The organism is Nocardioides baculatus (genome assembly GCF_016735675.1).
Taxonomy (GTDB): Bacteria; Actinomycetota; Actinomycetes; order Propionibacteriales; family Nocardioidaceae; genus Nocardioides; species Nocardioides baculatus.
In genome coordinates this window covers 1-22,009 of the sequence record NZ_JAERSG010000002.1, presented here as the reverse complement: position 1 = coordinate 22,009, position 22,009 = coordinate 1, and the positions used below count along the sequence as shown (strand labels likewise).

The window sequence follows — 22,009 nt, the reverse complement described above, 5'->3', positions numbered from 1 at the left end:
CACGAGAGGTACGACCCGTGCCATTGCCGATCCGATCCCTGCTGGTCGGGCTCGCCCTCGCCGTGAGCCTGCTGGCCGCACCCTCCGGCAGCACGACGGTGCCGTCCCGTGCCGACGCCGAGGTGGGCACCGGCACGCTCGAGCTGCGACCCGCGATCGCCCAGCCCGGCAAGCGGCCAGCGCGGTCGCTCTCCCAGACCCAGGCGCTGGCGACGTTCTCCGAGGGCCGCACCGGGCAGGTCGTCGTGCTGCAGCGCGACGACGGGTCGGGCTGGCAGACGGTGGCTCGCGGCCGACAGCACCGCAGCGGCTCGACGATCTTCACCCTGCCCGACACCACGAGCCTCTACCGGGCGGTGGCACTCTCACGCTCGGGCGACGCACGCGCGGTCACCGACATCGTGCGCGGGCGCGCCTTCACGACCCTCTTCCGCGACGAGTTCTCCCGCAAGCGCCTCGACCGCACGAAGTGGACCGACCAGCCGACCCTGGCCCCGGCACACATGCGGATGTGCTCGCGCCTGTCCTCGAAGGCCCGAACGATCTCGGCCGGCGTGCTCCGCATGGGCGTTGCTCAAGACCCCGCGCGCGCCGGGCAGACGTGCTCCTGGACGCTCAACGGCCGCTCGGGCTCGCACCCCTACATGCTCAACACCCAGCTCTACACCGGCGGGAAGTTCGACTTCACCTACGGCTACGCCGCCGTGCGGATGAAGATGCACCTCGACAAGGGCATGCACGCGTCGTTCTGGATGCAGCCGGCCAACTGGTACACCCCGGGCGATCCGTCCAAGGGGACCGAGATCGACGTCGTGGAGTTCTTCGGGCGCACGAAGAAGGACTCGCACATCGCGGCGTTCCTCCACTGGTACGACGCCGACAACACGCACTACAAGCTGGGCGGCAAGTTCCCCGGCGCCAACCGCCTCAAGAAGCGCGCGGAGACGTGGTCCAACGCGTTCCACGTCTTCAGCGCCGAGTGGACGCCCCAGGCGATCGTCTTCCGCGTCGACGGCCGCGAGTTCCACCGCGAGACCCGCATCGTGTCGCAGGCCCCGCAGTACCTCCTGCTGTCGATGCTCACCTCCGACTACGAGCTCGAGAAGCTGACACCCGGGATCATGCGGCAGACCGCGAAGGTGGACTGGGTGCGGGTCTGGTCGCGCTGACGAGCGCCATCGACCTCTAGACGAAGGTCTCGAACGTCGGCTCCGGGAGCGGGCCCGAGGAGGCGTCCCGTGCCACCTCGTAGCCGTGGGCGACCTCGACGAGCGTCGGCTCCGACCCGGCACTGCCCCAGAAGGACACGGCGACGGGCAGTCCCGCCGTCAGCTCCGTCGGCACGGTCAGCAGCGGGTAGCCCGCCACCGCCGTCGGGCCGCTGCACGAACCGGGGAAGGTCTCGGGGTTGACGAGGTCGATCGGGTGGGCGGGCGCGTACGACGGAGTGACGAGGGCGTCCAGGTCGTGATCGCGCAGCACGCCGTCGATGGCCTCGCGCGTGGCGCGGGCGCTGCGCGCACGTGCGTCGAGGTGCGCCGGGTCACCGGCGCGAGGACCGTCGAGCGCCTTCTCGAACAGGGACTGCCCGAAGTGTGCGAGCTCGGTGCCGGCGTGCTCGCGGTTGAAGCGCACGAGCTCGTCCAGCGTTCGTGGCACGTCACCGGCCCTGGTGGCGAGGTAGTCGGCGACCCCCGAGCGGAACTCGGCGAGCAGGACCACGAGCTCGTCGTCCCAGACCTCCTCCTCCAGCGTCGGCAGGTCGGTCGCGTCGACGATGACGGCGCCGTGGGCCGCCAGCAGCGCGACGGCCCGCTCGGCGGCGGCGTCTGCGTGGGGCGAGTAGCCCCAGTAGGTCGTACGGGGCACGCCGATGCGCTTGCCGGCGAGCCGACCGTCCACTGCGTGCGAGGCGAGGTCGCGACCGTCGTCCGCGAGCACCGTCAGCAGCGCGGCCGCGTCGCGGACCGTCCGCGCCATCGGGCCGGGAGAGTCCTGCGACCCGGAGATCGGGACGACCCCGGCCGTGGGCACGGTGCCGACCGTGGGCTTGATGCCGACACACCCGTTGAAGGCCGCCGGGCAGGTGATGGACCCGTCGGTCTCGGTGCCGACGGCGTACGCCGTCAGGCCGGCCGCCACGGCTGCGCCGCTCCCGGAGCTGGAGCCGCCCGCCGACCGGTTGAGCGCGTAGGGGTTGCGGGTCAGCCCGCCGAAGGCGCTCCAACCGGAGGCGGAGCCCTCGTCGCGGATGTTGGCCCACTCGGACAGGTTCGTCTTGCCGAGGACGACCATCCCGGCCCGGCGCAACCGCGCCACGAGATCGGCGTCGCGGGACGGGGGCGGCGCGTCCGCCAGCGCCAGGGAGCCCGCGGTGGTGGGCAGGTCGTGGGTGTCGACGTTGTCCTTCACCAGCACGGCGCGTCCGTGCAGAGGTCCGCGGCGACGACCGTCGGCCGCCTCGCGGTCGAGGAGGTCGGCCTGGCCCACGGCGTCGGGGTGGAGCGTGCAGACGGCGTTGACCAGCGGCTCGACGACAGCCATGCGGTCGAGCAGCCGCTCGACCTCGTCCCTGGCCCCACCGGTCATCTGTCGTCCTCTCTCCAGCGACGAGGAGCCGGTCCGTGGACCGGCTCCTCGTCGTGCTCCTCACGGAGACAGCTACTTGAAGATGCTGTACCCGCCCGGTCCGACCGCGAGACCGACGATGATGAGGACGATCCCCCAGAGCATCTGGCCACGGACGAGCGAGACGATGCCGGACACCACGAGGATGACGGCGAGGATCCACAGCAGAAACATCATTGCGTTGCTCCCTCCCTAGGTTTCGTCCCCAACCTAGCCCTCGCGCGAACCTGGCCCCAACGAGCCACACCCCGACGGATGGCCCGCCTCATGCCTCCAGCGCCGGGCCCTCCTCGCGCAGCCGCGGCGGCGTGAAGTCCTCGGGGTTGAAGCCGGTCTTGTCGGCGTAGAACGCGCGCAGCACGTCCATGTCGGCCTTCACGTCACCGGTCGGGTGGAAGGTCGGCCCCCAGCCGACGGTGCGCGACGGCACGTCGAGGAAGGCGAGCGTGATCGGGAGGCCGGTCTGCTGCGCGATCCGGTAGAAGCCGGACTTCCAGTACTCGCCCCGGGAGCGCGTGCCCTCGGCGGCGATCCCGATCAGCCACGGGGCGTCGCCCTCGGACTCGGCGAGCATCGTCTTGATCGTCGCCGACGGGTTCTTGCGGTCGAGCTCGACGGCGCCGGTGCGCCGCAGCAGCCAGCCGAGCGGGCCGACGAAGAGCTCCTGCTTGACCAGCAGCTTGATGTCGATGCCGTAGGTCCAGCCGAGCAGCAGGGTCAGGACCCAGTCCCAGTTGGAGGTGTGCGGCGCGCCGACGAGCACCCCGCGCTCGGGCACCTCACCGACGGCCTGCCAGCGCACGGCGCGCAGGGCGAGCCTCGCGACCTCACGTCGAAGCACGGGCACGTCCCTTCTTGCGCTCGCGCGCGAGGTCCCAGAGGTAGTGGTCGAAGTCGACCTCGAGCGTGTGGCGCGGAGACGGGTAGAACTGCCGGGTGTCGCGCTCGTGCTCGGCCCGCATCTGACGGCGTACGACGGAGTCCGCAGGCGGCACGTAGTCGCCGGTCAGCATGTCGGTGATCCACGCCGCCTGGGCCTCGGCGAGCGGCATGACCGCGCCGAGCGGCTGGAGCAGGCCGAGGAAGTAGAGGCCGGGCAGGTCGGGGTGGACGGCCCGCTTCCACAGCGGCAGGTCGTTGCCCTCGGCCGAGACGAGGTCGGGCGAGAGGAAGGGGAAGGTGACCCGGTAGCCGGTGGCCCACACGATGAGGTCGGCGGGCGCGCTGGTGCCGTCGACGAACACGACGCGATCGCCGTCGAGGCGCTCGATCGCGGGCCTGGCCGTGACGGCCTTCGCGGCCAGCCGCTCGCGGATCCGCTCCGACTGCACCGGGTGCGACTGGCCGGGCTTGTGCGTCGGGGCCGGCAGGCCGTACTTCGTCATGCTGCCCGCACTGAGGGCGCCGATCCGGAGGCGCAGCGCGGTCACCCACCACGGCACCCAGCCGGGCGGGAGGAGGCCCTGGTCGGAGGGCTTGCCGAGGAAGAACTTGCGCAGCACCCACTCGGTGCGCCGCACCGACCACGTCGTCGACCTCGCGACGAAGGACGACTCGACGGAGATGTCCATGGCGGAGTTGCCGGCGCCGACCACCACCACGTCGCGGCCGGCGAGCTGCTCGCGCGAGCGGTAGTCGTGGGCGTGGATCTGCTCTCCGTCGAAGGTGCCGGGATAGGCGGGCTCGGGCCAGCGGGCGTCCCAGTGGTGGCCGTTGGCGACCAGCACGGCGTCGTAGGTCCGGGTCTCGGTGCCGTCGGGCCCGGAGACCTGGACGTCCCACCGTCCGTCGGCGGTCCGGGAGACCTGCTCGACCGACGTGTCGAAGGTGATCGTGTCGCGGAACCCGAAGTGGTCGACGTACTGCTCGAAGTAGGCGGCGACCTGGTCATGGCGGGCGTAGGGCGGGTAGTCGGCGGGCATCGGGAAGTCGGAGTACGACATCCGCGGGCACGAGGTGTTGATCTCCAGGCTGTCGTAGCAGGCCGACGTGCCGTTGGAGTTGTCGAAGACCCAGTTGCCGCCGACGTCGTGGCCGCGCTCGAAGCAGTCGAACGGGATGCCGGCGAGGTAGAGGTGCTTGGCCGCGGCGATGCCCGACGAGCCGGCCCCGATGACGCACGCGCGGGGCAGCGACTCGTCGACGGGGACGCGCTCGGTGACCGCGGGAGCACGGTCCGCCTGCGAGACGAGGTAGCCCATCAGGCCATCCTCACAGGTGGAGTGATCACAGGTAGAGCCCGGTCGATCCGCCCTCGAGGCGCTCGGCCGCGACCGCGTGGACGTCGCGCTCGCGCATCACGACGTAGACCTCGCCCTGGACCTCGACCTCGGCCTTGTCCTCGGGGTCGAAGAGCACCCGGTCGCCGGCCTCGACGGACCTCGCGTGCGGGCCGACGGCGATCACGCGCGACCAGGCCAGGCGCCGGGCGCCCATCGCCGCGGTCGCCGGGATGACGATGCCGCCGCTCGAGCGGCGTTCACCGGCCTCCTCGTCGACCTCGACGAGGACCCGGTCGTGGAGCATCTTGATCGGGGCGCTCACGACGCCTCCACTCAGCCGGCGACCTTGCGGACCAGCGCGAACAGCACGACCACGCCGACGACCGCCCCCGCGACCTTGAGGATGTTGTCGGTGCGCGGGGCACCGGTGTCGAGGTCGACGAAGGTCGACTTCACCGTCGTCACCTGGCGCCCGACGATCGTCTTGGGGTGGGCGCGGTGCGCGAGCTGGTCGATGGTCGAGGCCAGCCGCTGACGCGTCTCCTCGATCTCGCGCTCGAGCGCGCTCATGTCCTGGGTCACGTCGGAAGGCTATCAATGCGCCGGGGGTCGAAACCCCACGGCAGCTCCAGGCGGTGGGCGGCCATCAGCGCGTCGTCGGTGAGCACGTCGAAGGTCGACCGGTCGGCCACGACCACGCCCTCGCTGAGCACGATGCTCCGCGAGCACAGCTCGAGCGCGTAGGGCAGGTCGTGGGTCACCATCAGCACCGTCACGTCGAGGCTGCGCAGGATCTCGGCCAGCTCGCGGCGAGAGGCGGGGTCGAGGTTGGAGGACGGCTCGTCGAGCACCAGGATCTCCGGCTCCATCGCCAGGACCGTGGCGACCGCGACGCGCCGCCTCTGGCCGTACGACAGGTGGTGCGGCGGGCGGTCGACGAAGTCGGCCATCCCGACCCGGTCGAGCGCGTCCATCACGCGGCGGTCGAGCTCGGCGCCGCGGACGCCGAGGTTGGCCGGACCGAACGCGACGTCCTGGCGGACCGTGCCGAGGAAGAGCTGGTCGTCGGGATCCTGGAAGACGATGCCGACCCGGCGGCGGATCTCCTTCAGGTGCTCCTTGGCGACCGGCAGGCCGCTGACGGTGACCGAGCCCCTGCCCGCACTGAGGATCCCGTTGAGGTGCAGCACCAGTGTGGTCTTGCCGGCGCCGTTGGGGCCGAGCAGCGCGACCCGCTCGCCGGCGTGGACGTGGAGGTCGACCCCGAAGAGGGCCTGGTGGCCGTCGGGGTAGGCGAAGGCGAGGCCCTGGACGTCGAGGACCGGGGTGTTCATGGGCGCTCCATGTCGGGGAGCCTGCCGTCGTAGCCGCGCGACAGCATGGCGAGGTGGACCCGCTCACCGCGCTCGTAGGAGCGGATGAACAGCGCGCCGAGCGACCGGGCGAGCACCGGCCAGTGGCGCGGCGAGCGCGGGTCGCACCCGCGCGAGCGGAGCGCGGTCATCATCCGGGAGAGCTCCGCCGTCACGACGTCGAGGTAGCGGATCATGAAGCCCATGATCTGCACGATCAGGTCGGGCATCCGCAGTCGCTCGAGGCCGCGGAGCAGGTCCTGCGGCTCGGTGGTCGCGGCCAGGGTGAGCGCCCCGAGCACACCCATGCTGCCCTTGATGAGCAGCGCGATGCCCGCCACCAGGCCGGGCTCGGACACCGTGAGCCCGAGGACCTCGGTGCGGGGTCCGTGCGAGATGAAGGGCATGAGCACCGCGAAGACCACGAACGGCACCTCGACGACCATCCGCGGCAGCAGGTAGGTCAGCGGGACGCGCGAGAGCAGGACCACGCCGAGGAGGACGGCGGCCTCGGCGGCGAGGACGGCGTACGCCTGGCGCGGGGTCGCGACGACGACGAGCATGAAGCCCAGCAGCACCAGCACCTTGACGTGTGCCGGCGCCCGGTGGACCGGGCTGTGGCCGTGGAAGTGCAGCCGGTGTCCGTGCCCGGCGCCCATCAGGCGTCCGTGTCGGCGGGCTCGCGGCGGCGGACCGCCCAGAACAGCCCCGAGCTGAGCACCAGCATCACCACGACCCCGATGACACCGGCCAGGCCGCCGCTGATGCGGGCGTCGTCGACGCCCTCGGTCTGGTAGTCGGCCAGCGGGCTGTCGGAGGCGGCCGAGTCCTCGGCCGAGTCGAGGAACCCGGTCTGCTCTGCGACGTACTCGAGGCCGTCGGGGTGCGCACTGGCGTAGTAGCTCGCGACGCCCGCGACGAGCAGGCTCACGATCAGTGCGACGGCGAAGATGCGGCGGTTGCTCGTCCTGCTCGTCATGAGACATCGACCTTCCGGGTGACGAGCTCGCGCTCGGCGATCAGTGGGGCGGCACCGTGGACCAGGTCGGGACGGGCGGCGACCACGCTGGCGACGACCAGTCCGGTGACGACGGCCTCGCCGATCCCGATGACCGTGTGCCAGCCGAGCATCGCGGCGGCGACCGCGCCGAGGTCGACCGGGGCGTTGCCGCCGACCGCGAACAGGCCGGTGAACACGAGGGCGGCCACCGGGACGCTCACGAACGCGGCGACCGCGGCCGCGGGAGCCACCACGGCGAGGGTCTTCGGCAGGAGGCGGCGCAGGAGCACGAAGACGCTCCAGCCCACCGCGACGGTCACGATGCCGATCAGGGTGATGTTGGTGCCGATCGCCGTGATGCCGCCGTCGGCCATCAGCAGCGCCTGCACGGTGAGCACCACCGAGACGCACAGGACCGCGGTCCACGGCCCGACCAGGACGGCGGCCAGTGCCCCGCCCATGAGGTGCCCGCTGGTGCCCGCGCCGACGGGGAAGTTGATCATCTGGGCGGCGAAGACGAAGGTCGCGACGAGGCCGGCCAGGGGCGCCGTACGGTCGTCGAGCTCACGTCGCGCGCCGCGGAGCGCGACCGCGACGGCGGTGGCCGCCACGACGCCGGTCGCCACCGAGGTGGGGGCGTCGAGGAATCCGTCGGGGACGTGCACGTGGTGGCTCCTGACCTCGGCTGCTTGGATGTCTCGTGGCCAGCCGGTTCCCAAGTCCAGCTGGCCCACCGACACTATTGCAAGTCATTCGCAACAGCCAACCATTCGGATTGGCCACCCTTGAGGAGAATCTCGATGCCCGACCGCCTCGCCCCCGGCGACACCGCACCCGACTTCACCCTCACCAGCGACACCGAGGAGCAGGTGAGCCTCGCCGACCTCCGCGGCAAGAAGGTCATCGTCTACTTCTACCCGGCCGCGATGACCCCCGGCTGCACGAAGCAGGCCTGCGACTTCTCCGAGTCGCTCGACTCGCTGCGGGGTGCCGGCTACGAGGTGCTCGGGGTGTCCAAGGACAAGCCGGCCAAGCTCGCGAAGTTCCGCGAGCGCGACGCGCTCACCCTCACGCTGCTGTCCGACGAGGACCTCGCCGTGCACCGGGCCTACGGCGCCTACGGCACGAAGAAGCTGTACGGCAAGGAGGTCGAGGGCGTGCTCCGCTCGACCTTCGTGATCGACGAGGCCGGGAAGGTCGAGCTCGCCCAGTACAACGTGAAGGCCACCGGTCATGTCGCCAAGCTGCGCCGGGACCTGGGCGTCGACTGAGGCGTACGACTGTCGGTGGCCGGCCGTAGCGTCCCGGCATGACGACGCGGCGCACGTACACACGTGAGCTCCTCGCCGAGACAGTTGCGTCGTCGACCTCCATGGCGGGGGTGATGCGTTCCCTCGGGTTGGTCCCGGCGGGAGGGACCCATGCGCACCTCCGCCGCACCATCGAGGCATTCGAGATCGACACCTCGCACTTTCGCCGAGGGCTGCCTACTGCGCAGCACCATGCTCGCAAAGGGCCAGACCAGATCCTCGTGAGGCTCCCCCACGGTGCACGCCGGGCGAGCCCACACATGCTCACTCGCGGTCTCGTGGAGTCCGGCGTGCCCTACGCATGCGCATTCTGCGGATGTGACGGGACGTGGCAGGGCCTCGCGCTGACGCTCGAAGTCGACCACATGGACGGGGACTACCTCAACAACCTCATCTCCAACCTCCGGTTCCTCTGTCCCAATTGCCATCGCCAGACACCGAACCCCGCCGGGCGGAGCCGGGGCAAGTACACGACCCCGCACCGCAGCACGGACGGGCCCTCCTAGACTTCCTCGCTGAGCCGAAGTGGTGGAACGGCAGACACGCGGCGCTTAGGACGCCGTGCCTCAGGGCGTGCGGGTTCGAATCCCGCCTTCGGCACAGACGCGACCAAAGTTCCGACTTCGATCCAGCCACTCCCGAGCGGCGTGGGCCGCCACTAGGGTCCGCGCATGGACTCCGCGCTGACGACTGTCGGACTGCCCCTCGCGCTCGCGATCATCATGTTCGGGCTGGGCCTGGACCTGACGGTCGCGGACTTCCGGCGGGTCGGGCGCGCACCCCGGGCGGTGGCCGTCGCACTGGCCTGCCAGATCGTGCTGCTGCCGCTGATCTGCTTCGGCCTGGTCGTCCTCTTCGACCTGCCCGCGCTGCTCGGCATCGGCATGCTGCTGCTCGCGGCGTCCCCCGGCGGCACCACGGCCAACCTCTTCAGCCACCTCTTCAAGGGCGACGTGGCCCTCAACATCACGCTGACCGCGATCAACACGGTGATCGCGGTCGTGACGCTCCCCCTGATCACCGGGTTCGCGATCGCCTACTTCGACCGGCAGGACGACGTGACGATGCCGCTGGTCGAGATCGTCAAGGTGTTCGCGCTGATCCTCGTGCCCGTGGGCATCGGCATGGTCGTCAACGACCGGGCGCCCGGCTTCGCCCGTCGGATGGACAGGTCCGTGCGCATCGGGTCGGCGGTGATCCTCGCGATCCTCGTGCTCGGCATCCTGCTCGACCAGCTCGAGAGCGTCGGTGACTACCTCGCCGACGTGGGCCTGATCGCCGCCCTCTTCTGCGCGATCAGCCTCGTCGTGGGCTACGTCGTGCCGAAGGCCTTCGGCGTCACCGGTCCGCAGGCGATCGCGTCCTCGATGGAGGTCGGCGTGCACAACGCGACGCTCGCGATCTTCGTCGCGGTCGAGGTGCTCGACGAGGTCGAGATCTCGGTGCCGGCGGCCGTCTACTCGCTGATCATGTTCCTGTTCGCGGCCCTGTGGGGCACGTGGGTCTCGCGACGGGTCGCCGAGCGCGAGACCGCGTCAGCGACCTGACAGGTCCGCCGCCACCGTCGGCGCGAGCTCGCGCAGCGCTCGTCCGCGGTGGGAGATGCGGTCCTTCTCTCCGGGCTCGAGCTCGGCCGAGGTGAGTCCGCGGCCGTCCGCCTCCGCGGAGTGCTCGTCGGCGACGAAGACCACGTCGTAGCCGAAGCCACCGCTCCCCCGCTGCTCGCGGATGATCCTGCCGGGCATCCGCCCCTCGACCACCCGCTCGCGCCCGTCGGGGAGGACCCAGGCGATGGCACAGGTGAAGTGCGCGCCGCGCCGCTCGTCGGGTACGTCGTGCAGCTGGTCGAGCAGCAGCGCGTTGTTCCGGTCGTCCTGACTCGAGCGGAGCGAGACACCGTCGGTCCCTGAGGAGGCGAGGGACGAGCCGTCTCGAAGGGTCGGAGGTCCCGACCACCGCGCCGACAGGACGCCCGGCATCCCGTTGAGCGCGTCGACGCACAGCCCGCTGTCGTCCGCGATCGACGGCAGCCCGGTCGCGGCCACGCCGGCGCGGGCCTTGAGCAGCGCGTTGCCCTCGAAGGTGGGCTGGTCCTCCACCGGCTCGACGTAGCCGTCGATGTCGCCGATGCCGAGGACCTCGACGTCTGCGACGTGCTCGGCGAGGATGCGCTGCATCTCGCCGATCTTCTTGGCGTTGCCCGAGGCGAGGAAGATGCGCGTCATCGCGCCAGGGCCTCCTGCTGCATGCGCGTGAGGTCGGCACAGCCCTTCTCGGCCAGGGCCAGGAGGGCGTCGAGCTCGGCGCGGTCGAAGGCGGCTCCCTCGGCGGTGCCCTGCACCTCGACGAACTTCCCGTCGCCGGTCATCACGACGTTCATGTCGGTCTCGGCGCGCACGTCCTCGACGTAGGGCAGGTCGAGGCGCGGCACGCCGTCGATGATGCCCACGCTCACCGCGGCCACCGACCCGGTGAGCGGCTCGCCGGTCAGTGCGCCGTTGCCGCGCAGGTGTGCGACCGCGTCGGCCAGGGCGACGTACGCACCGGTGATCGCCGCGGTACGGGTGCCGCCGTCGGCCTGGAGGACGTCGCAGTCGAGGACGATGGTGTTCTCCCCGAGCGCCTCGTAGTCGATGACGGCACGCAGCGAGCGGCCGATCAGGCGCGAGATCTCGTGGGTCCGTCCGCCGATGCGTCCCTTGACCGACTCACGGTCGGACCGGGTGTTCGTCGCGGCGGGCAGCATCGCGTACTCGGCGGTGACCCAGCCCAGGCCCGAGCCCTTGCGCCAGCGCGGCACGCCCTCGGAGGCCGAGGCGGCGCAGAGGACCTTGGTGCCGCCGAACTCGACGAGCACCGAGCCGGCCGCGTGGTCGAGCCAGTGGCGGGTGATCGTGATCGGGCGGAGCTCGTCGTCGGCGCGGCCGTCTGCACGAGGGATGGCACGGGGTTCGGCAGTCATGGGGACGACCCTAGACGCGCGACCGGCTCTGGCTGAGCCGGGTCCGGTCACCCCCGTGTGTTACCGGACCCGGCTGCGAGGCCCCTACCCCATGGGGCCCTGTTGCGCAGCCCCACGCCGCGCAGCTCCCTCCACGCGGTGGTGGACCAAGGGTCGCCTTGTCAGCAGGTCGGGCGCATCGGTCCAACGGCGCTCTCGTGTGCGACCAAAGTAGGGGGGCCGATCGCTAGGCTCACGCCGGTGGAGACCCGCCCCACCGCCGCCGAGACCCAGCCTGCACTGCGCTGGATGGACCACGCGTGGCGTGACGCGCTCTGCGTGGCGTTCTCCGCCGCCGTGTGGCTCACCGTCGCCGACATCGAGTGGCGCGAGCACCGGGCGCTCTTCTTCGTCGAGGTGGTCCTGGGCGCGGCGGCCTTCGTGCTGGTGCACTTCCGCCGGCGCGCACCGGTCCCGATCGCGCTCGTGATCGCTGCGATGAGTGCCGTGTCCGGGGTCGCGGCCGGTCCGGCGACCCTGGCCGCGGTGTCGGTCGCGACCCGCCGCGACCTGCGCCAGGTCCTGCTGGTCGGCGCCGCCAACTTCGCCGCGGCGCAGACCTGGACCACGATCGCGCCGTTCGCCGACAACGACGAGGTGATCACGACCGTCGTGAACTTCGTCGTGAACGCCGGGATGATGGGCTGGGGCCTCTACATCGGCACGCGGCGCGAGATCATGTGGACCCTCCGGACCCGCGCCGAGCGCGCCGAGACCGAGCAGGACCTGCGGCTGGGCCAGGCCCGCTCCACCGAGAGGGCCCGGATCGCCCGCGAGATGCACGACGTCCTGGCGCACCGGATCACGCAGGTCTCGATGCAGGCGGGCGCGCTCGCCTTCCGCGACGACCTCGACAGCCAGCGCCTGCGCGAGGGCCTCGGGCAGATCCAGAGCCAGGCCAACGACGCCCTCCACGAGCTGCGCGACGTCCTCGGCGTGCTCCGCGAGGACGATCCCGGACCGCTCACGGCGCGACCCCAGCCGACGTACGCCGACATCCCGGCGCTGGTCGCCGAGGCCCGGGACCTCGGCCTCGAGGTCGACTGGAGCGACCTCGTGGACGCCACGACGCCGGTGCCACCCGCGACCGGTCGCACCGTCTACCGGATCGTGCAGGAGGGCATCACCAACGTGCGCAAGCACGCCCCCGGCTCGGAGGTCGCGATCAGCTCGACCGGCGACCCACGCTCGGGGATCACGGTCGTGCTGGCCAACCCGCTGGCCGACCCGGTTGCCGACCCTGCGCACACCCGCCGCGCAGGCGCACCCGGCGCCGGCCTGGGCCTGGTCGGGCTCCGCGAGCGCACCGAGCTGCGAGGCGGACGACTCGACCAGCGCACCGAGGGTGCGACGTTCGTGCTGGAGGCTTGGCTACCGTGGACGGCGTGATCCGGGTGCTGCTCGTCGACGACGACCCGCTGGTCAGGTCGGCGTTGGCGCTGATGCTCGGCGGACAGAGCGACATCGAGGTGGTCGGCGAGGCCCCCAACGGGCAGGACGGCGTCGCGCTCGTCGGCGAGCTCGAACCCGACGTGGTGCTCATGGACATCCGCATGCCCGAGATGGACGGGCTCGAGGCCACCCAGGTCCTCCACCAACGGCCGGCACCGCCCGCCGTGGTCGTGCTGACGACGTTCGACGCCGATGACCACGTCGTCCGCGCCGTCGCCGCCGGGGCCGACGGGTTCCTCCTCAAGGACACCCCGCCCGGTGACATCGTCCACGCCATCCGCACGGTCGCGGCGGGTGACGCGATGCTGTCGCCGTCGGCGACCCGCAGCATCCTGGCGCGGCTGCGCAGCTCCACCTCGACCGACCGCTCGTCGGTGGCCGCCGACCGGCTGACCGTGCTGACCGAGCGCGAGCTCGAGGTCGCGGTCTGCGTCGGCCGCGGTCTCAGCAACTCCGAGATCGCCTCGGAGCTCTACCTCTCGGTGCCGACCGTGAAGTCCCACGTCTCGCGCCTGCTCACCAAGCTCGACAGCACCAACCGGGTGCAGGTGGCGATGGTGGTGCACGACGCCGGACTGGTCTGAGCGGTCCCGGGGTCAGAGCTCGTACGTCGCCCCGGCGCGGGCCAGCTCGACCGGGCCGGACCACTCGCCGCGCGCCTCGGCCTCGGCGACCGCCGGGTCGTGCCACGGCGGCACGTGGGTGAGGACCAGTCGGCCGACGCCGGCGCGTGCCGCCGTACGACCGCAGTCGGCGCCGGTCAGGTGCAGGTCGGGCGGGTTGTCGGCACCGGTCTCGAAGGAGGCCTCGGCCAGCAGCAGGTCGGCACCGGTCGCCACGTCGTCGAGCGCGTCGCACGGCCCGGTGTCGCCGGAGTAGACGACGGTGCGACCGCCGGCCGTGACCCGCAGCGAGTAGGCCGTCACGGGGTGCACGACCTGACGGGGCTCGACGGTGAACGGACCGATCTCGATGACGCTGTCCCAGACCCGGAAGTCGAACTCCTCGTGCATCCCCGGGTCGGTGGGGAGGTCGTAGGCGCGCGCCATGCGGTCGGCCGTGCCGTCCGGCCCCCACACGGGGATCCGCGGCTGCGGGCCCGACGGGTGGTACTTGCGCATCACGTAGTAGCCGCAGAGGTCGAGGCAGTGGTCGGCGTGCAGGTGGCTGACCAGGACGGCGTCGATGTCCAACGGGTCGGCGTAGCGGTGCAGCTGACCGAGCGCGCCGTTGCCGAGGTCGAGCAGGATCCTCCAGGTGCGCCCCTCGTGCTCCTCCTCGAGGAGGTAGCAGCTCGCCGACGACTCCGGCCCCGGGTAGGAGCCGGAGCACCCGACGATGGTGAGCCTCATGCCCGGATCACCTCAGCCCGCCGGCGAACTGGCTCGCGCCGAGGAGCTCGGAGCCGAGGAACCGGCGGCCGATGGTCGCGAAGTCCTCGGGGCTGCCGGTGGTCGAGAACGTGTACTCGGCGTCGCCGCCCTCGCGCATCAGCCCGGTGCGGGCGAGCATCTTGTAGACGTCCTTGGCGCACTCCTCCGCCGAGCTCACGAGGGTGACCTCGTCGCCCATCACGTAGGAGATGACGCCGGTCAGCAGCGGGTAGTGGGTGCAGCCGAGGATGAGGGTGTCGACACCGGCGGCGGCCAGCGGGTCGAGGTACTCGTGGGCGGCGGCGAGGAGCTCGTCACCGCCGGTGATCCCCTGCTCCACGTAGTCGACGAAGCTCGGGCACGCCTGGATGTGCAGGTCGAGGTGGGGCGCGGCGGCGAAGGCGTCGTCGTACGCCATCGAGCTGGCCGTGGCGCGGGTGCAGATGACGCCGACCCGGCGGTTGCGGGTGGCGGCCGCGGCGCGGCGGGCGGCCGGGAGGATCACCTCGACGACGGGTACGTCGTAGCGCTCGCGGGCGTCGCGCAGCATCGCGGCGCTGGCGGAGTTGCAGGCGATGACGAGTGCCTTGACGCCCTGCTCGTAGAGGTGGTCGAGGCACTCGAGCGCGTACTCGCGGACCTCGCCGATCGGCTTCTGGCCGTAGGGCTGACGGGCGGTGTCGCCGAGGTAGACCACCGACTCGTGCGGGAGCTGGTCGATCACCGAGCGCGCGACGGTCAGGCCACCGAAGCCGGAGTCGAAGATGCCGATCGGGGCATCGGCGCTCGTCGGGCTGGGGGTCGGCACAGGCAGCAGGCTAGGCGCTGGACGGGTCACCGGTCACGCCCATCGACGCGTCGACCCCGTCACACCGGGTCGCACGCGTTAGGGTCGCTCGGTGGCCCTGCGATCCGTGCTCGTGTCCGTGCTCACCTGCAGCAGCATCGTCCTCGCGGGGGCCTCGGCGCCCGCGCTGGTGCCGACCGGCGACTCACCCGTCGTCGAGACGCACGCGCAGAAGAGGTCGCTCGACGACGCGATCACCTCAGTCCTCGCGATCTCGATCGACGGGCTCAACCCCGACGCGCTCGAGCAGCTCGGCACCGCCGGCACGCCGCACCTCCACGACCTGATGGCGACCGGCGCCTCGACGCTCAATGCACGCACCGAGCACGAGAAGACGATCACGCTGCCCAACCACACCGGCATGGTCACCGGGCGTCGCATCGAGGCGGCCACCGGCGGTCACGGCGTGACGTGGAACGACGACCGCCGCCGCCCGGCGACCGTGCAGGCCGCGGCGGGCACGCGCATCGAGTCGGTCTTCACCTCGATCCACGAGGCCGGCGGTAGCACTGCGCTGTTCGCCAGCAAGACGAAGTTCTCGCTCTGGAAGCGCAGCTGGCCGCTCAGCATCGACACGACGCGGATCCGCCTGGACAACGCCGTGCTCGCGCGCTCGGTGCGTCGCGACCTGGTCGACGAGACCCGGGCCTTCCGCTTCGTGCACCTGTCGCTGCCGGACGCGGTCGGCCACGACAAGGGCTTCATGTCGAAGGCCTACCTGCGCGCCGTCCGCAAGGTCGACGCCCTCGTCGGCGAGATCGTCGGAGCCGTGCGCTCCGACCCGCTGCGGGCCGGCAGCACCGCGATCATCCTCACCAGCGACCACGGCGGTCGGGGCAAGGACCACTCCGACGCCACGAAGCTCGCCAACTACCGCGTCGCCTTCATGGTGGCCGGTCCCGGCGTGGCTGCGGGCGCCGACCTCTACGACCTCAACGCCGACGACTACCGCGACCCCGGCACCCGGCGCACCACCTACCGCGCGTCGGTCCAGCCGGTCCGCAACGGCGACCTGGCCAACCTCGCCCTCGACCTGCTCGACCTCGGCCCCGTCCCCGGAAGTGAGCACAACTCCGCGCAGGACCTGGACGTCTCACTCCCGAACTGACGTACAGTGCCCGGGTTCCGGGCAGCCGGCCGGGTCGTCAAGGGGGAGCTTCACCATGTTCGAGCACATCGTCACGCGCGTTCCAGCCCTGTGTGCGGCCGTAGCCGTGTCCGTCACGGCGGCGCTCCTCGCGCCCCTGTCCCCGGGCTCGGCCGCGGAGCCCGACCCTGCTGCGGCGGCCGCCGTCGGCTGGCCGCCGGCACCGCCGACCCAGCTCGTCATCGACACACTGGGCGCGCCGGTCGGGCGTGAGGACTACGTGCCCGGCACGGTCACCCTCGACGGCGTCACGCACACCACCGAGGTTCGTGGGCGCGGCAACTCGAGCTGGAGCTGGGCCAAGAAGCCCTACAAGCTCAAGCTCGAGGAGGACGCCGCCCTCGTCGGCGACGACGCCCACGACGAGTGGGTGCTGCTGGCCAACTACGGCGACCGCAGCGGCCTGCGTACGGCCACGGCGTTCGCCATCGCCGCCCAGACGCGACTCGCCTGGACGCCGAAGTTCCGCTTCGTCGACGTCGTGCTCAACGGCCAGTCGCAGGGCCTCTACATGCTCACCGAGCAGGTCGAGGAGGGCGGCGACCGTGTGGACCTGCCCGACGACGGCTACCTGCTCGAGTTCAACAAGCGCTACCTGCGCGACGGCGAGCCGGGCTTCCGCACCAAGCGCGGCTCCGCGATCGCCTTCAAGGACCCCGACGAGGTGACCAGGAAGCAGCGCCGGCAGGTGCGCGGTGCGGTGACGCGGTTCGAGAAGGTCCTCTACGGGCCCGACTTCGCCGATCCCAAGATCGGCTACCGGAACTACGTCGACGTACGACGGCTCATCGACTGGTACCTCGTCGAGGAGCTGTTCGCCAACCAGGACTCGAACTTCCAGTCGAGCGTGAACTTCAGCTGGATCCCCGGCAAGCGGTTCGTCTTCGGACCCGTGTGGGACTTCGACCTCAGCGCCGGGACGAAGTGGAAGGCCTCCACGCCACCCGAGGGGTGGTACACCCGGACCGGCGCGAGCTGGATGTCGCGGCTGCTGCAGGACCCGGGCTTCGCCCGGCGGGTCAAGAAGCGCTGGCAGGTGCTGCGACCGACCGTCGACGCGGTCCTCGCCCAGCTGCCGCAGGCCGCGGCGACCCTCGCCCCGTCGGCCGAGGCCGACTGGGACCTGTGGCACGCCGGCGACGCCGACCTCGAGTGGACCCGCCACGCCCGCACCCGCAAGGGCGAGGTCGAGTTCGTCGGCGACTGGCTCGCCGGTCGGGCGCACTGGATGAGCCGCAACGAGGTGCGTGTAGGTGACCTCCGCGGCCGCACGACCGAGCGCGAGCGCACGGTATGGGTGCCCGTCGACCTGCAGGACCCGATGACCACGGCCGTCGACGTGTCGTGGTCTGTCACCGGGGTGAGCGCCGAGGCCGGCGTCGACTTCGTCGCGGCCGAGGGTCAGTTCACCTTCGCTCCCGGGGAGGTGCGCCACTACGTCCCGGTGCGGATCCTCGACGACGACGTCACCGAGGAGCGCGAGCTGGTCGCCGTCACCCTCCGCGCGGCCTCCAACGGGGTGCTGGTGGGCTCTCCCGGGATCGGTCTCGTGGTGATCGACGCCAACAAGCGCTGACGGCTCACCCGACCCGGATCACCTGACCCTGGCCGCCTCCCGCGGGAGCGGCCAGGGGTTGAGCCGGCAGCCTCCGGTGCCCTTGGACTGCTGCATCATCACCGGCGCCTTGCTGCCGCGGCTCGGGCACGTCGCGTGCCCGAGCCCGAGCCAGTGGCCGGTCTCGTGGTTGACCACCAGGTGGCGGTAGTCGCGGAGCGACCTGCCCGAGCGGTTCCACGCGACGGAGGCGTGCCGCCACCGGTACTGGTTGATGATCACGTAGCGCCCCACCCGGCACGACCACTGCGCCGAGCAGCTCGAGGAGAAGCTCGGCACCGCACGCGCGGCCGCGAGGACCAGCGTGAAGTCGCCGCCGCGCCGCACCCGGCGGAGCTCCACGCCGCCGGCCCGCCAGCCGCGCTCGTCGTCGTACGTCTCCCGCGCCTGGCGGCGGAAGACCTCCATCGACGCGGTGACCTTGCCCCGGGTGATGACGGAGTACGTCACCACGCGCCGCTCGGCGCGCTCGGCCACGGCGGCCTCGGCCGGTGTCGTGAAGGTGGGGGCCAGGACGGCCAGCAGGACGAGGATCGTCGTCACGCGGAACATGGGAGCGAGCCTAGGGCCGGCGTCAGTTGAGGCGCGCGTACTGCACCGACAGCGCCGTCGCGATGCTCAGCCAGGCGGCGTACGGCACCAGCAGGACGCCGGCCCACGGCAGCGACCGCGCGACCAGCGCCACGAGGACCCAGGTGAGGACCGCCGCCACGCCGAGCGCGACCGTCGCGGCCCCGATGCGGTGCGGGACGTAGAACAGCCAGGCCCAGGCGAGGGCGGCGACCACCGAGACCGCCAGCACGGCCATCGTCGGCCAGACGTCCTCCGCGGCGGACGACCGGGTGAACCACACCCCGACCGCGAACAGGGCCAGGAAGTTGAGCGGCCACATGATCCCGAAGACCACGTCCGGCGGCTGGAAGGAGGGCCTCGCGAGTCCCGCGTACCAGCCGGGATCGTGGGCGGTCCAGGTGCTCGCCAGGGCGGCATAGACCGCGACGATCGCGATCCACACCACCGTGTCCACCCAGCCGGCACTCACGTGGCGGCCTCGATGCGCTCGCGCAGGAGCGTGCCGAGCCGATCCACCGAGCCGTGCAGGTCGTCGAGCTCATCGGCGCGCACGAGGGGCTGCACGCCGTCGACCGTCCGCGCCAGGACCACCGGCGCACCGCACTCGGCGACCGCCGCGCGCACGTCGGGCGGCATCTCGTTGAGGTGGACCAGGTCGACGGGCGTCCCGAGCTCCGCGACCATCCGGTCCCACTCGGGCTTGCGGCGGAGCGTGCCGTGCGTGATGTCGCACAGGGAGCAGTGGCGAGTGCCGCGCACCTTGCCCCAGACGTACGCCGCCTCGCCGAGCAGGCCGCCGTCGGCGTCGTACACGCCGACCAGGCCGGTGATGGTGTGGGACACGATCCAGAGCCTGCCACGTGCATCCACCTGTGCCCGGTCGAGATCCGCGCGTGGGAGCGGGCGGGTCGCTAGCGTCGGGGCATGTCCCCGACCGACGCCGATCCTGAGCACGGCCCCGACGACGATGCGCAGGTCAGCACCGACACCGGGCGTCGAGGGCAGCGCCTCGTCTGCGAGGGATGGTTCGCGAGCCACGCCGACAGCGGCACGCCGGGTCCACACGTGCGCCTGCGGACGTCCGATGGCGGACCCGCGGTGGTCCGCACCGACCAGGTGCCGGAGGTCATCGCGGCCCTGACCACCGTGGCGACACGCATCGACCGCCTGTGGGCGATCGACGGGGACCGCTACGCCGCCGACGTCGTGCTGCGCTCACCCGATCCGCAAGATCCCGAGGTCGCCGAGGAGCAGAGGCGCCGCCGCCTGCGGTTCACCCAGGCCGTCCACGACAACGCGGCCGACGTGCTGCGCCTGGTCATGGAAGCGGAGAGCACGGACGAGGCGCTCGTCCGGGTCGCGCAGCTGCTCGACGTCGACGAGGCCGAGGTGATGGTCGGACTGGCCCGCTTCGACCTCCTCGCGCTGACGCGCCCGGCGACCGAGCGGCGACGTGAAGCGCTCGACGGGCCTTCCGGCTGACGCCCGGACGTGCCGATGTCACTGCCTGACGTGTCATCGACCACCCGCGCACGAGTCAGTGGCCAGCCTTGTCCTGACCCACTGCTCGAGGAGGCATGACGAGATGGTCCGGCTGCTGGTCCTCCTGGTCATCTGCCCTGTCGCAGCCGTCACTGGCATCGGGTTGCTCATCCAGGGACCGGGTCCGGAACGACTCCTCGGTGGGGTGCTGCTGCTCCTTGCCGTCGGCTGGTTCGCTGCCGACGCCACTCGCCGTATCGAACGATCCTGACGGCGCCACGCCGCAGTGGCGCAACGGCCCGGCACTGGATGGCACGGGTCGATGAGCTTCCGCATCTGGCTCCCCTCTGTGTCAAGGAGCGCTCGTAGCGAGGGTCTTCCGGCTGGCTAAGGGTCGGCGTAGCGTCGGCTTTGCGGGTCCGGGAAGTGGCTGATCCGAAGTGTCGATGAGCGGGTGCGAGTCGGCCGCGCTGGATTGAAGAGCCGCCCCGCAGTGCCCTCCCGGACCCGCCTCATCCGACTGCCTCATCCGCTGGGCGTCGGCGACGAGCTGGCGGTAGACGACGTCGGACAGACGCCGCTTCAGGCACCTCAGTGCTTCCATCGGTGTCTTGCCGGCGTCGAGCTTGCGTCGGTAGTAGGCCCGGCCCTCGGTGTCGTGACGGATCTGCACGATCGCCGCGACATGCAGGACGTGGTTCATCCGCCGGTTCCCGGCCCGGGACAACCGGTGCCGGTTCTGCTCCCCGGACGAGGCGTCCAGGGGCGCGGTGCCGGTCCAGGACGCGAACCGGTTGCGATCGGCGAACCGGGCCACGTCGCCGACGTCGGCCAGCACCCGGGCAGCGCCGGCCGGGCCAACGCCGTAGATGTCCATCAGCCCGGATCCGCGGGCGGTGACCGCGGCCTTCAGCTCGGCCTTGATCTTCTTCAGCTTCGCATCGACCGCGACCAGGTCAGCGATCTCCTCAGCGGCCATCCGGCGGCGGGTCTTGCCCGCGATGTCGCGGAGCCGCACGGTTGCCAGCATGGCTTTGGCCTGAGCAGCGGACAGGTCGCGTTTGCGCTGGCCAGGCAGCAGCTCGCTGAGCAGACGCTGCAACCGGTTGACCGTCTGCACCCGTTGGTGGGTGAGCTCGTCGCGGCGGTCGGTGAGCATCCGCAGGGCCTCGAGCTCGCCGTCCTCGGTCACGACCCGAAACCCTTCGGTGCGGACCGCGACCACCGCGATGGAGTGGGCGTCCAGGGCGTCGGTCTTGCGGTTGTGACCGGTGTCGAAAAGCCGCACCCGAGCTGCCAGCTTGGCCGGGACATCGACCACCCGCTCGCCCGCGGCGACTAACCGTTGGGCCAGGGGCCGGCCCGCGCCGTTGGCTCCCTCGACCGCCCAGACCCGGTCGGGCCACTGCTTCACATAACGCCTCATCGCGGCGTAGCCGGCGTTGTTGGTGTCGAACCGGCCGCTGCCGAGCAACCGTTCGCGGGTATCGACGACCTCGATCGTGACCGACATCTTGTGGGGATCGACCCCGATGATCACGCCCTTCTTCTTCTCGCTCATCTGCTCACCTCGTCTTCGCCTGGAACCAGTGGGTCGACGAGGTGGGCATTGCTACTACGAGCTGGGCAGACCCCTCTGGAGCCACTCCTCGTCACGGTGACCGGCGGGTCGCAGTCCAGATGAGAGCCACACCTAGAGCCCGGGTGGGCAGCCGCGATTGAGAGCGTCCCGCCGACCACCTAGATCGAAGTCTGGCCAGACACCGATCCTGAGGGACGTCTCTTAGTAGCCGCGATGAGTACCTCGTGCAGCGAGCGTGATCGTGCCCCCGCCATCGTGGGGACTGGCGGGGTGCGGGGCGGGGTCATCGTCGGCGGGGTCGCGGGATGCCGGGCGGCGGGGGTGTCTCAGGCTCGTCGATCAGTCGCGTGCCGGTGAAGTCGCGTCGGAACCGATGGCCGTGGGGACTGGTCCACTCGAAGCAGCCCGGTCCAATGACGCGGTAG

27 protein-coding genes and 1 tRNA gene are annotated in these 22,009 nt (G+C 71.3%); 10 read left to right on the top strand and 18 right to left on the bottom strand.

Translation table 11 applies throughout. The features are described 5' to 3' along the window. Nucleotides 1-17 precede the first annotated feature (17 nt). The gene (locus JI751_RS05795) at nt 18-1,169 is read left to right on the top strand and encodes a glycoside hydrolase family 16 protein (protein ID WP_201934689.1); all 1,152 of its coding nucleotides are present in this window, start codon (nt 18-20) and stop codon (nt 1,167-1,169) included. 16 nt (nt 1,170-1,185) lie between these two features. Here JI751_RS05795 and JI751_RS05790 read toward each other — a convergent pair whose 3' ends face one another. From JI751_RS05790 to JI751_RS05745, 10 genes are all read right to left on the bottom strand, one after another. Next, nucleotides 1,186-2,589 carry an amidase family protein gene (locus tag JI751_RS05790; RefSeq protein WP_201934687.1) on the bottom strand — a complete coding sequence of 468 codons (1,404 nt, stop codon included), beginning with the start codon at nt 2,587-2,589 and terminating at the stop codon, nt 1,186-1,188. Nucleotides 2,590-2,661: 72 nt separating this feature from the next. Next, nucleotides 2,662-2,805: a GPGG-motif small membrane protein gene (locus JI751_RS05785; RefSeq protein ID WP_201934686.1), complete on the bottom strand. Its 144-nt coding sequence runs from the start codon at nt 2,803-2,805 to the stop codon at nt 2,662-2,664. A gap of 88 nt (nt 2,806-2,893) precedes the next feature. Then, nucleotides 2,894-3,469, bottom strand: coding sequence for a 1-acyl-sn-glycerol-3-phosphate acyltransferase (locus JI751_RS05780; protein ID WP_307813878.1), 576 nt, complete (start codon nt 3,467-3,469; stop codon nt 2,894-2,896). After that, complete coding sequence (locus JI751_RS05775; protein WP_201934683.1) at nt 3,456-4,829, bottom strand: flavin-containing monooxygenase; 1,374 nt, start codon at nt 4,827-4,829, stop codon at nt 3,456-3,458. Before JI751_RS05775 ends, JI751_RS05780 begins: the two co-directional genes overlap by 14 nt. A 25-nt stretch (nt 4,830-4,854) precedes the next feature. After that, nucleotides 4,855-5,154, bottom strand: a complete 300-nt coding sequence (locus JI751_RS05770) for a GroES family chaperonin (protein WP_201935790.1) — start codon at nt 5,152-5,154, stop codon at nt 4,855-4,857. Between the two features lie 29 nt (nt 5,155-5,183). Next, nucleotides 5,184-5,432 carry a DUF3618 domain-containing protein gene (locus tag JI751_RS05765; RefSeq protein ID WP_201934681.1) on the bottom strand — a complete coding sequence of 83 codons (249 nt, stop codon included), beginning with the start codon at nt 5,430-5,432 and terminating at the stop codon, nt 5,184-5,186. Beyond that, complete coding sequence (locus JI751_RS05760) at nt 5,429-6,184, bottom strand: energy-coupling factor ABC transporter ATP-binding protein (protein ID WP_201934679.1); 756 nt, start codon at nt 6,182-6,184, stop codon at nt 5,429-5,431. Before JI751_RS05760 ends, JI751_RS05765 begins: the two co-directional genes overlap by 4 nt. Next, a complete protein-coding gene (cbiQ, locus tag JI751_RS05755; RefSeq protein WP_201934676.1) occupies nt 6,181-6,861 on the bottom strand; it encodes a cobalt ECF transporter T component CbiQ in 681 nt (226 codons plus the stop codon). The genes JI751_RS05760 and cbiQ overlap by 4 nt, the downstream gene beginning before the upstream one ends. Beyond that, nucleotides 6,861-7,181 carry a PDGLE domain-containing protein gene (locus JI751_RS05750; RefSeq protein ID WP_201934674.1) on the bottom strand — a complete coding sequence of 107 codons (321 nt, stop codon included), beginning with the start codon at nt 7,179-7,181 and terminating at the stop codon, nt 6,861-6,863. Before JI751_RS05750 ends, cbiQ begins: the two co-directional genes overlap by 1 nt. After that, entirely contained in the window at nt 7,178-7,867 is a 690-nt protein-coding gene (locus JI751_RS05745; RefSeq protein WP_201934673.1) for an energy-coupling factor ABC transporter permease, read from the bottom strand. The genes JI751_RS05750 and JI751_RS05745 overlap by 4 nt, the downstream gene beginning before the upstream one ends. Before the next feature lie 135 nt (nt 7,868-8,002). On the opposite strand from JI751_RS05745, the gene bcp reads away from it, so the two are divergent. From bcp to JI751_RS05725, 4 genes are all read left to right on the top strand, one after another. After that, nucleotides 8,003-8,473 carry a thioredoxin-dependent thiol peroxidase gene (gene bcp / locus JI751_RS05740; protein WP_201934671.1) on the top strand — a complete coding sequence of 157 codons (471 nt, stop codon included), beginning with the start codon at nt 8,003-8,005 and terminating at the stop codon, nt 8,471-8,473. A gap of 38 nt (nt 8,474-8,511) precedes the next feature. Further along, complete coding sequence (locus tag JI751_RS22055; RefSeq protein WP_201934668.1) at nt 8,512-9,018, top strand: HNH endonuclease signature motif containing protein; 507 nt, start codon at nt 8,512-8,514, stop codon at nt 9,016-9,018. 13 nt (nt 9,019-9,031) lie between these two features. Further along, nucleotides 9,032-9,112, top strand: a tRNA-Leu gene (locus JI751_RS05730). A 71-nt stretch (nt 9,113-9,183) separates the two neighbouring features. Next, entirely contained in the window at nt 9,184-10,059 is an 876-nt protein-coding gene (locus tag JI751_RS05725) for a bile acid:sodium symporter family protein (RefSeq protein ID WP_201934667.1), read from the top strand. Here JI751_RS05725 and JI751_RS05720 read toward each other — a convergent pair. Beyond that, a complete protein-coding gene (locus tag JI751_RS05720) occupies nt 10,048-10,737 on the bottom strand; it encodes a non-canonical purine NTP pyrophosphatase (protein WP_201934665.1) in 690 nt (229 codons plus the stop codon). The genes JI751_RS05725 and JI751_RS05720 overlap by 12 nt on opposite strands. Next, a complete protein-coding gene (rph, locus tag JI751_RS05715; protein WP_201934663.1) occupies nt 10,734-11,474 on the bottom strand; it encodes a ribonuclease PH in 741 nt (246 codons plus the stop codon). Before rph ends, JI751_RS05720 begins: the two co-directional genes overlap by 4 nt. A 240-nt stretch (nt 11,475-11,714) precedes the next feature. Between rph and JI751_RS05710 the strand changes: the two genes are divergently transcribed. Together JI751_RS05710 and JI751_RS05705 are read left to right on the top strand one after the other, a co-directional pair. Further along, complete coding sequence (locus JI751_RS05710) at nt 11,715-12,902, top strand: sensor histidine kinase (RefSeq protein ID WP_307813875.1); 1,188 nt, start codon at nt 11,715-11,717, stop codon at nt 12,900-12,902. Further along, entirely contained in the window at nt 12,890-13,549 is a 660-nt protein-coding gene (locus JI751_RS05705) for a response regulator (protein ID WP_307813872.1), read from the top strand. The genes JI751_RS05710 and JI751_RS05705 overlap by 13 nt, the downstream gene beginning before the upstream one ends. 12 nt (nt 13,550-13,561) lie before the next feature. Here JI751_RS05705 and JI751_RS05700 read toward each other — a convergent pair whose 3' ends face one another. Further along, entirely contained in the window at nt 13,562-14,317 is a 756-nt protein-coding gene (locus tag JI751_RS05700) for an MBL fold metallo-hydrolase (RefSeq protein ID WP_201934661.1), read from the bottom strand. Between the two features lie 7 nt (nt 14,318-14,324). Continuing rightward, a complete protein-coding gene (gene murI, locus JI751_RS05695; RefSeq protein ID WP_201934659.1) occupies nt 14,325-15,146 on the bottom strand; it encodes a glutamate racemase in 822 nt (273 codons plus the stop codon). 91 nt (nt 15,147-15,237) lie between these two features. Between murI and JI751_RS05690 the strand changes: the two genes are divergently transcribed. Together JI751_RS05690 and JI751_RS05685 are read left to right on the top strand one after the other, a co-directional pair. Beyond that, a complete protein-coding gene (locus JI751_RS05690) occupies nt 15,238-16,293 on the top strand; it encodes an alkaline phosphatase family protein (RefSeq protein ID WP_201934658.1) in 1,056 nt (351 codons plus the stop codon). A 55-nt stretch (nt 16,294-16,348) separates the two neighbouring features. Further along, a complete protein-coding gene (locus JI751_RS05685; RefSeq protein ID WP_201934654.1) occupies nt 16,349-17,908 on the top strand; it encodes a CotH kinase family protein in 1,560 nt (519 codons plus the stop codon). 18 nt (nt 17,909-17,926) lie between these two features. On the opposite strand, the gene JI751_RS05680 is transcribed toward JI751_RS05685, so the two are convergent. From JI751_RS05680 to JI751_RS05670, 3 genes are read right to left on the bottom strand one after another with little or no spacing between them, the layout of a single operon-like run. Next, a complete protein-coding gene (locus tag JI751_RS05680) occupies nt 17,927-18,499 on the bottom strand; it encodes a DUF3152 domain-containing protein (protein ID WP_201934652.1) in 573 nt (190 codons plus the stop codon). A 22-nt stretch (nt 18,500-18,521) separates the two neighbouring features. Beyond that, nucleotides 18,522-18,989, bottom strand: a complete 468-nt coding sequence (locus JI751_RS05675; protein WP_201934651.1) for a TspO/MBR family protein — start codon at nt 18,987-18,989, stop codon at nt 18,522-18,524. Beyond that, a complete protein-coding gene (locus JI751_RS05670; RefSeq protein ID WP_201934650.1) occupies nt 18,986-19,363 on the bottom strand; it encodes a hypothetical protein in 378 nt (125 codons plus the stop codon). The genes JI751_RS05675 and JI751_RS05670 overlap by 4 nt, the downstream gene beginning before the upstream one ends. 81 nt (nt 19,364-19,444) lie before the next feature. Between JI751_RS05670 and JI751_RS05665 the strand changes: the two genes are divergently transcribed. Then, on the top strand, nt 19,445-20,002 hold the full coding sequence (locus JI751_RS05665) for a hypothetical protein (protein WP_201934648.1): 558 nt from the start codon (nt 19,445-19,447) through the stop codon (nt 20,000-20,002). Between the two features lie 352 nt (nt 20,003-20,354). Here the strand turns inward: JI751_RS05665 and JI751_RS05660 are convergent, their stop codons facing one another. Beyond that, nucleotides 20,355-21,563 (bottom strand): IS110 family RNA-guided transposase, encoded by a 1,209-nt coding sequence (locus JI751_RS05660; RefSeq protein WP_201934646.1) that lies wholly within the window; start codon nt 21,561-21,563, stop codon nt 20,355-20,357. Nucleotides 21,564-22,009: the final 446 nt, after the last annotated feature.

What these genes read in the sequence shown, in the direction of transcription:
- bcp (WP_201934671.1), top strand. Translation starts at nt 8,003, where the DNA reads ATGCCCGACCGCCTCGCCCCCGGCGACACCGCACCCGACTTCACCCTC.
- JI751_RS22055 (WP_201934668.1), top strand. Translation starts at nt 8,512, where the DNA reads ATGACGACGCGGCGCACGTACACACGTGAGCTCCTCGCCGAGACAGTT.
- JI751_RS05700 (WP_201934661.1), bottom strand. Translation starts at nt 14,317, where the DNA reads ATGAGGCTCACCATCGTCGGGTGCTCCGGCTCCTACCCGGGGCCGGAG.
- JI751_RS05760 (WP_201934679.1), bottom strand. Translation starts at nt 6,184, where the DNA reads ATGAACACCCCGGTCCTCGACGTCCAGGGCCTCGCCTTCGCCTACCCC.
- JI751_RS05720 (WP_201934665.1), bottom strand. Translation starts at nt 10,737, where the DNA reads ATGACGCGCATCTTCCTCGCCTCGGGCAACGCCAAGAAGATCGGCGAG.
- JI751_RS05665 (WP_201934648.1), top strand. Translation starts at nt 19,445, where the DNA reads ATGTCCCCGACCGACGCCGATCCTGAGCACGGCCCCGACGACGATGCG.
- JI751_RS05725 (WP_201934667.1), top strand. Translation starts at nt 9,184, where the DNA reads ATGGACTCCGCGCTGACGACTGTCGGACTGCCCCTCGCGCTCGCGATC.
- JI751_RS05750 (WP_201934674.1), bottom strand. Translation starts at nt 7,181, where the DNA reads ATGACGAGCAGGACGAGCAACCGCCGCATCTTCGCCGTCGCACTGATC.
- JI751_RS05680 (WP_201934652.1), bottom strand. Translation starts at nt 18,499, where the DNA reads ATGTTCCGCGTGACGACGATCCTCGTCCTGCTGGCCGTCCTGGCCCCC.
- cbiQ (WP_201934676.1), bottom strand. Translation starts at nt 6,861, where the DNA reads ATGGGCGCCGGGCACGGACACCGGCTGCACTTCCACGGCCACAGCCCG.
- JI751_RS05685 (WP_201934654.1), top strand. Translation starts at nt 16,349, where the DNA reads ATGTTCGAGCACATCGTCACGCGCGTTCCAGCCCTGTGTGCGGCCGTA.
- JI751_RS05785 (WP_201934686.1), bottom strand. Translation starts at nt 2,805, where the DNA reads ATGATGTTTCTGCTGTGGATCCTCGCCGTCATCCTCGTGGTGTCCGGC.
- JI751_RS05660 (WP_201934646.1), bottom strand. Translation starts at nt 21,563, where the DNA reads ATGAGCGAGAAGAAGAAGGGCGTGATCATCGGGGTCGATCCCCACAAG.
- JI751_RS05770 (WP_201935790.1), bottom strand. Translation starts at nt 5,154, where the DNA reads ATGCTCCACGACCGGGTCCTCGTCGAGGTCGACGAGGAGGCCGGTGAA.
- JI751_RS05790 (WP_201934687.1), bottom strand. Translation starts at nt 2,589, where the DNA reads ATGACCGGTGGGGCCAGGGACGAGGTCGAGCGGCTGCTCGACCGCATG.
- rph (WP_201934663.1), bottom strand. Translation starts at nt 11,474, where the DNA reads ATGACTGCCGAACCCCGTGCCATCCCTCGTGCAGACGGCCGCGCCGAC.
- JI751_RS05775 (WP_201934683.1), bottom strand. Translation starts at nt 4,829, where the DNA reads ATGGGCTACCTCGTCTCGCAGGCGGACCGTGCTCCCGCGGTCACCGAG.